Genomic DNA, 6971 nt, shown 5'->3' on the forward strand with positions numbered 1-6971 from the left:
GTATAGAAGATAAAGAGTAATAAAATAAACTTATGTTTCAATCGGCTGCATGGCTACATTCAAATATTGGCGAAGAGTTCCAGAGACGAAATTTTATGTTTTCATGATTAGCATGGTAGCTGTAGCCAATATTTAAAAACCATTCACCTGTAAATAGAGATTGCATCAGTGTATACTTTCTGCCATCTACAGGTCTAATTTCCGTTGCAGGCGGCAAATACGTAACACTAAGCTGAGATACATCCAATTTAAGATAAGCGCCCTCCTTTACAACAAATAGGAAATCCACTTATCTTATTTCATGTCCATTTCCAGAAAACGTGGCAACTGCCTAATTTTCACTTTTTCTTCTTTTGAAGATTGGTCTCCATGACTCTTGTATTCTTTAAGAACCATTTTCCATCCTTATAAAGCCATAAGGACTCAATTATAGCGATTCTGTCTGCATGATAGGCGCCGCTGACAGCCTGAATTCCCTTTAATCCATATTGAATACTGTCAACCTTCACCGGTTTCAATGTAGAAAACGAATCTATCATTAGCTCTGTTGGCTCACTTAGTTTCCCATTTTGATAAAGACCAGTTTTTTCATAATCTTCAGCCCGATTGCTTAAATCAAATGTATAGGATTCACCAGTTTCTTGAATCGCTAAGGATGCTTTATATCCATCTAAAAATTGACTGTTAACGACGAGCGGTTCTGGCACCGTTAAATCTGTTAATGCAGAATTTTTTGCCGTAAATAAATAGTGATTTGTTATCCCGCCGCTGCCTCCAGTATCAATGGTTACGAATATATCTTTTAGACAGTCATGATTTAAGTCAACATACGTAGCTCTTGGGTTAAAACCGCCATCAAATTCTGCAGTCAATGTTTTTCCATTTGATGTAGTGATTTTCAAATATATTTCTTTTAAAAACTCGGTGTCCTCATCGTATGGCAGTCCCTTAATGATAATGGTATCCTTTTTACCATCACCCGTTAGTTCTGCCTTCTCCTTGGATACGGTAATCATTTTCATCTTATTTTCACCAGCATATGTACCTGTCATTACTGACAACGATAAAAAAAAGAATGCAGCCAGGGCAAACACTAATTCCTTTTTCATGTATCTTCCCCCCTATACTTCTATCATAATAATTTTGCCCATTATTAGGAAATTCATGTAAAATTTTTTGGTAATTTTCCTCACAATCATCGTTCTGTTCTGAACATTTTCCGGATGTCTTGCTGAATTTTATCCTTCATAGCTTTGATTAAAGACATTTTCGCCGATATTTTTCTGAATCTTGGTCCCTCTTTCCCTTGAGGAAGGATATCTGTGTTTAAAAAATCAAATTAAAAATCAATCAACAACAAAAATGCACACGATACTCCATAGGAGAAATCTCGTGTGCATTGCTATCCGTATTTAATTGATCAAGCCTCAGAAGTAAACACATTTTTTCATCCAGACAGTACTTAATCAAATTTTAATCCTCTTCCTCAATTGAAATTTCTGTAAAAGAAATCGGTTCATCAGATGTAGATTCTGTTTCCTCAGATGATTCCCCTACAGATTGTTCACTTTTGGGACTTTCCTTATCCTCTTTTATTTTTGTTAAGTCTTATAAATCTTCTTTCAGCTGTTCAGATACCTCTTTCGGCATCACGTCTCGTCCATAGGTTGCCCCAATATTCAGCGCTCCACTTAAATCTTTAATCCCTAGCTGGGCAAAATTATTATTTTGCTCATATTTATCTAAATAAAATTTATCGATGCGAATTTCTTTAATTACAACCGCTTGTTCATCATTCTTCTTATTACTCTGAAAACCTGCAAACTTTTCTTCAAGAGCATCTATTCTTGTAAGCATTGCCATTTCTCTTTCATTTTGCAAGGAGATTTTGTGCTCTAAATCATGGATATACGATATAAGAGAAGCAAGTTTTTGCTGCTCGTCTAAAGCAATTGCATCTGAGGATTCAACAACAGATACCGTGAGTATTTTTTGCTCGAGTTCATATATATAAGTTGACAAATAACGAACCTTTTCGAAAAAGGGATCTATTTTCTTAATTAACGAAGCTTCAACTGATTGTAATTCCTTCGATAAATCTGAATAATTTTGTCTTGAAAAACGATTCGACTGCTGATCTTTTGAAACTTCATCCTTCCACTTAAGAAGCGAATATATTTTTTCTTCTAGCTTTGCCAGCCTGTTCACACGAAGCTCAAGGGCATTAAGCTTTAAATACATTTTTCGAGTTCAGCTATTTTCTTATTAATGTTTTCATTATTTTGATTTTTGTTGAATAATCCTTTTATAGGCATATGATTATCCTCACATTTTTATTGATATTTATTTTCAAAGAAGGGAAGTAATTTGATGAACCGAACAAACATCAACATTCAAGGTATAAAAATTAATAGTGTTGATCGGTATGCAAGAATCTAGGTAAGCTCCACGATGCAAGTTGGTAATCATGTAAAAAATCATCGTGTGGAAGGTTTTGTGAACATAATGGAGACCGAGGTTTTTTTCAAAATCCACAGTGGAGCATCGAGGTTTACGACTTCATTGATACACAATCAGAGAAAAAAGGATAGCTTATTCGATCGGTACTCTTTCTTCTTGTATGTATAGCCTTTTATAGGTAAGAATTAGCAGCCCGTTTTGGAATTTTGCTTTAATCTGATTGGAATCTGTCGGTTCTGGCAAGTCAATAATTCGCTCAAATGGCCTTTGATTTCTTTCTTGAATAATGGCTTGGCCACTAACGATTAAGGAAGATGTACCTTTTAATAACAGTTTATTTCCAGAAACAGATACTTGGAGATCTTCTTTTTTAAATCCAGCTAAATCGGCTAGAACAATCACTTCAAGATCAGTCATATAAATATCAACAGAAGGAAATTTCGCATTAGACGGACGCCGCCCTAATGAGTTTGCCGCTTCATTCGGACTAATTCCGGTGGTTGGCCCCATATCCATATTTTCTTTCATAAATTGTTTAAAGGAGGATTGATCAAGCATCCCGTTCCAAAAATCACCTGATTGATATTTCCGGGGCTATTTCCAGCGACTGCTTTAATTTTTCAAAATCCATGCTCGTTTCCTCCTTTCTAAAAATCATAAAATTACTCATTCTGAATATAGTTCGATAAGGAGGTGAACTCCATTGGCAGGTGCATCTATTAACATTAACATTTTTCTATTGAAAATTAATTCCTTTGAAAACTGCTCTGCAGTAAATATTGGACAAAATTTGCTGGCCGACTGGAATAATGCCGATAAGAAAACGATGGGTTACGGACAAAACTTTGGGGATGATAGCTGCTTTTTAGGAACACAAAGCAGTGTGGATGATCGCGATCTTATCGATAGCCCATCATCATTTGAAAAAAATTTGATACCGTAAAAACAGGAGGCGGTAAAATGGGGATTTTTGGACCTGTATTCGTGAACTTGTTTGTTTTTAAAGTAAATGCAATGGACCGTGGAGCGTCATCAAGCTTAGGACCCAATCAGCATATTTACTCCTTTCTATCAAATAAACAGAATTACGGATTTGGTGAGGAAAATGGTGATTTGTGTGTGACGAATTTTCCAATGGTCTTGTTGAATGATTCAGATCTAAATGATACAAATTCCGTAAAGGTGAGTGCGATTTAATGCTTTAAAGAAATTTACTAAAAAATCCCCGCTATACAATTAAGCAGGGATTTTTGCTTATTTCTCAGTCCTATTAGTTCCTTGTGAAGCCTCTTGTTTCCAAACATCCATTACTTGTCCGCTTTCCCCTTCATCCATAATGAAGGAGCCATTTGAGTAGCGATCATTAAAGCGAATACTTGAGGCTCCCACGGATTCAATAACACCTTTTTCACTTTCAATAATGATTGAATCATTTTCCTTTATAACGAGTGAGCCAATAATTCGATGTGGGTTTGCTTTTAACTCCCTTAACATGACAAAACCTCGTTTTGCACGTGAAGTTCGTTCAAACTCAGCAAATTTCATCTTCTTAATAGCACCACGCTGGGTAACAATGACAACTGACTGTTCAAGTGAATTCTCAACTATCTGTCCGCCCGTTACATAGTCATCGTCTTTTAAATTAATCCCTTTTACTCCTGCTGCCCTTGTACCAACGATACTGATTTCTTCCTCAGGGAACCATAATGCATAGCCATTGTATGTAGAGATAAACAGATCTTTAGAGCTATCTGTTTCATGGACATCAATCACTTCATCATCATCTTTTAAATTAATGGCGACCAAAGGTTTAGAATAACGCTGTGCCTTGTACAGCTTAAGCTCTGTTTTCTTCACCATTCCATATTTTGTGACAAAAAGTAAATAGGTTTCTGTATCGAAATCCTTCACAGGAAGAGCCTTTACAATTGATTCGTCACCGTCAATTGGAATGATATTAGCAACATGCTGCCCAAGATCCTTCCAGCGGATATCAGGGAGCTGATGGACAGGGCAATATAAGTAATTCCCTTTGTTTGTGAATAATAACAGAACATCTGTCGTATTCATATCTAGCTGTGCTAGCAGACGATCTGAATCCTTCATGCCGAAATCCTGTCCATTGGAGGCTGCAAAGGAACGAGGACTTGTCCTCTTCACATAGCCTTCCTTTGTAACTGTTACAATAACATCCTCACTTGCGATCAGAACTTCCAAATTGATTTTGATTTCTTCAATTTCAGCCTCTATCACTGTGCGGCGATTATCAGCAAAACGTTTTCTCACGTCTTTTAATTCTTTTTGAATGACAGAATACAGCTTTTTCTCGCTCTCTAGAATAGATGTTAGCTCGGCAACTCTTTTTGATAATTCTTCTGCCTCAGCTTGGAGTGCTGTAATATCCGTATTCGTTAAACGGTAAAGCTGCAATGACACGATTGCTTCTGCCTGAGGCTCAGTAAATGCAAACTTGGCAATTAAATTATCTTTTGCATCTCTTTTATCCTTCGATGCTCTAATGGCGGCAATCACTTCATCAAGAATAGATAAAGCCTTTATTAAGCCTTCAACAATATGCTGCCTGGCTTGGGCTTTTTCCAGATCAAATGCTGTTCTTCTTGTGACGACCTCTTTTCGATGCTCGATATATGCATCTAATAACTCTCTAAGTCCCATTAGCTTCGGATGTCTGTTATAAATGGCGACCATATTAAAATTATAGGGTACTTGTAAATCACTGTTTTTGTATAAGTAATGAAGGACACCTTCAGGATCAGCGTCTTTTTTCAATTCTACAACTATACGTAACCCCGTTCGGTCTGTCTCATCTCGAACCTCGGCAATCCCTTCGATTTTTCGATCTAGCCTAAACTCATCGATTTTCTTGACAAGATTTGCTTTATTGACATCAAACGGTATTTCCGTAATGACAATTTGTTTCTTCCCGCCGCGAATTTCTTCAAATTCAGCTTTCCCTCGGACAATGATTTTTCCTTTTCCAGTTTCATAGGCCTTCTTTATTCCCTCAACACCTTGAATAATCCCGCCTGTTGGGAAATCAGGCCCTTTTATATATTTCATAAGGTCATCTATTGAGCAATTTGGGTTGTCCAATCGATGAATGACACCATCTATCACTTCATTTAAGTGATGAGGAGGAATTTCTGTCGCATATCCAGCAGAAATACCAGTAGAGCCATTTACTAAGAGACTTGGGAACATAGCTGGCAAAACGGTTGGTTCATTCGAAGTATCATCGAAGTTCGGAACAAAATCGACCGTTCTTTTTTCAATATCCTTTAGCAATTCTGAAGAAATAGCTGAAAGTCTCGCCTCCGTATAACGCATAGCTGCAGGAGGATCCCCATCAATACTTCCGTTATTCCCGTGCATTTCGACAAGCAAGTTTCGTAGCTTCCAATCTTGACTCAATCGAACCATTGCATCATAAACCGATGTATCACCATGAGGATGGTAGTTACCAATTACATTTCCAACTGTTTTTGCAGATTTTCTAAAGCCTTTTTCATGTGTATTTCCTTCCACATGCATGGCATATAAAATTCTTCGTTGAACAGGCTTTAGGCCGTCTCTTGCATCAGGTAAGGCCCTTTCCTGAATAATGTATTTACTATAGCGGCCAAAACGATCACCAATAACGTCTTCTAGAGGGAGATCGCGGAATTTCTCTTGTGTAGCCATTATTCAATCTCCTCCTCTAAGACTGATATATTTTCATTTTCTAGTATACTTGCATCCTCTTCTAAACCAAATGCTACATTTGTTTCAATCCACTTTCTTCGTGGTTCAACCTTATCACCCATTAACGTTGTTATGCGGCGTTCCGCTCTGGCTGCATCATCTATTCTAACCCGGATTAAGGTGCGTGTTTCTGGATTCATAGTCGTATCCCATAACTGATCCGCATTCATTTCGCCTAAACCTTTATAACGCTGGAGCATATAGCCTTTCCCAACTTTTTTTATGGCGTCCTGCAAATCATCTTCGGCCCAGGCATACTCAATAATTTCTTTCTTGCCTGTACCTTTGCTGACTTTATATAAAGGGGGTAGTGCAATATAAATTTTACCGGCATCCAGCAGCGGCTTCATATATCGATAGAAAAAGGTTAGGAGAAGAACTTGAATATGAGCACCGTCTGTATCCGCATCGGTCATAATAATGACCTTATCGTAGTTTACATCTTCAATGTTAAAATCCGCTCCAACTCCAGCACCAACAGCATGTATGATCGTATTAATTTCCTCATTCTTAAAAATGTCCTGAAGCTTTGCTTTTTCAGTATTAATAACTTTCCCTCGCAATGGAAGAACCGCTTGAAAACGACGGTCACGGCCTTGTTTAGCTGAGCCGCCAGCTGAATCTCCTTCCACTAAATAGATTTCATTTTTTTGAGGATTTCTTGATTGGGCAGGTGTTAGTTTTCCAGAAAGGACCGCATCCGAGCGTTTTCTTTTTTTGCCGCTCCTTGCATCCTCACGTGCTTTTCG

The 6971-nt window shown here is 37.6% G+C and carries 8 protein-coding genes; 2 read left to right on the plus strand and 6 right to left on the minus strand.

Annotated features, from left to right (window positions below):
• Window positions 1-37 precede the first annotated feature (37 nt).
• From V7149_RS14570 to V7149_RS14585, 4 genes are all read right to left on the minus strand, one after another.
• Window positions 38-247 carry a staygreen family protein gene (locus V7149_RS14570; protein ID WP_335346337.1) on the minus strand — a complete coding sequence of 70 codons (210 nt, stop codon included), beginning with the start codon at window positions 245-247 and terminating at the stop codon, window positions 38-40.
• A gap of 91 nt (window positions 248-338) precedes the next feature.
• Complete coding sequence (locus V7149_RS14575; protein ID WP_335346338.1) at window positions 339-1109, minus strand: hypothetical protein; 771 nt, start codon at window positions 1107-1109, stop codon at window positions 339-341.
• Window positions 1110-1608: 499 nt separating this feature from the next.
• Entirely contained in the window at window positions 1609-2241 is a 633-nt protein-coding gene (locus V7149_RS14580; RefSeq protein ID WP_335346339.1) for a hypothetical protein, read from the minus strand.
• A 351-nt stretch (window positions 2242-2592) separates the two neighbouring features.
• Complete coding sequence (locus V7149_RS14585) at window positions 2593-3018, minus strand: Hsp20/alpha crystallin family protein (RefSeq protein WP_335346340.1); 426 nt, start codon at window positions 3016-3018, stop codon at window positions 2593-2595.
• Window positions 3019-3163: 145 nt separating this feature from the next.
• On the opposite strand from V7149_RS14585, the gene V7149_RS14590 reads away from it, so the two are divergent.
• Both V7149_RS14590 and V7149_RS14595 read left to right on the plus strand, forming a co-directional pair.
• Window positions 3164-3403 carry a hypothetical protein gene (locus V7149_RS14590; protein ID WP_335346341.1) on the plus strand — a complete coding sequence of 80 codons (240 nt, stop codon included), beginning with the start codon at window positions 3164-3166 and terminating at the stop codon, window positions 3401-3403.
• Window positions 3404-3420: 17 nt separating this feature from the next.
• Window positions 3421-3657, plus strand: a complete 237-nt coding sequence (locus V7149_RS14595; protein WP_335346342.1) for a hypothetical protein — start codon at window positions 3421-3423, stop codon at window positions 3655-3657.
• 57 nt (window positions 3658-3714) lie between these two features.
• Here the strand turns inward: V7149_RS14595 and parC are convergent, their stop codons facing one another.
• Window positions 3715-6162, minus strand: a complete 2448-nt coding sequence (gene parC, locus V7149_RS14600) for a DNA topoisomerase IV subunit A (protein WP_335346343.1) — start codon at window positions 6160-6162, stop codon at window positions 3715-3717.
• Window positions 6162-6971 (minus strand): toprim domain-containing protein (locus tag V7149_RS14605; protein WP_335346344.1); only part of this gene is annotated, 810 nt, incomplete at its 5' end. The genes parC and V7149_RS14605, both read right to left, overlap by 1 nt.

Source organism: Bacillus sp. JJ1503 (assembly GCF_036965125.1).
In the GTDB taxonomy this organism is placed as follows: Bacteria; Bacillota; Bacilli; order Bacillales; family Cytobacillaceae; genus Cytobacillus.

Bases quoted from the DNA above. Each gene is read 5' to 3' on its own strand.
- V7149_RS14595 (WP_335346342.1), top strand. From the start codon at position 3,421: ATGGGGATTTTTGGACCTGTATTCGTGAACTTGTTTGTTTTTAAAGTA.
- V7149_RS14585 (WP_335346340.1), bottom strand. From the start codon at position 3,018: ATGCTTGATCAATCCTCCTTTAAACAATTTATGAAAGAAAATATGGAT.
- V7149_RS14575 (WP_335346338.1), bottom strand. From the start codon at position 1,109: ATGAAAAAGGAATTAGTGTTTGCCCTGGCTGCATTCTTTTTTTTATCG.
- parC (WP_335346343.1), bottom strand. From the start codon at position 6,162: ATGGCTACACAAGAGAAATTCCGCGATCTCCCTCTAGAAGACGTTATT.
- V7149_RS14580 (WP_335346339.1), bottom strand. From the start codon at position 2,241: ATGTATTTAAAGCTTAATGCCCTTGAGCTTCGTGTGAACAGGCTGGCA.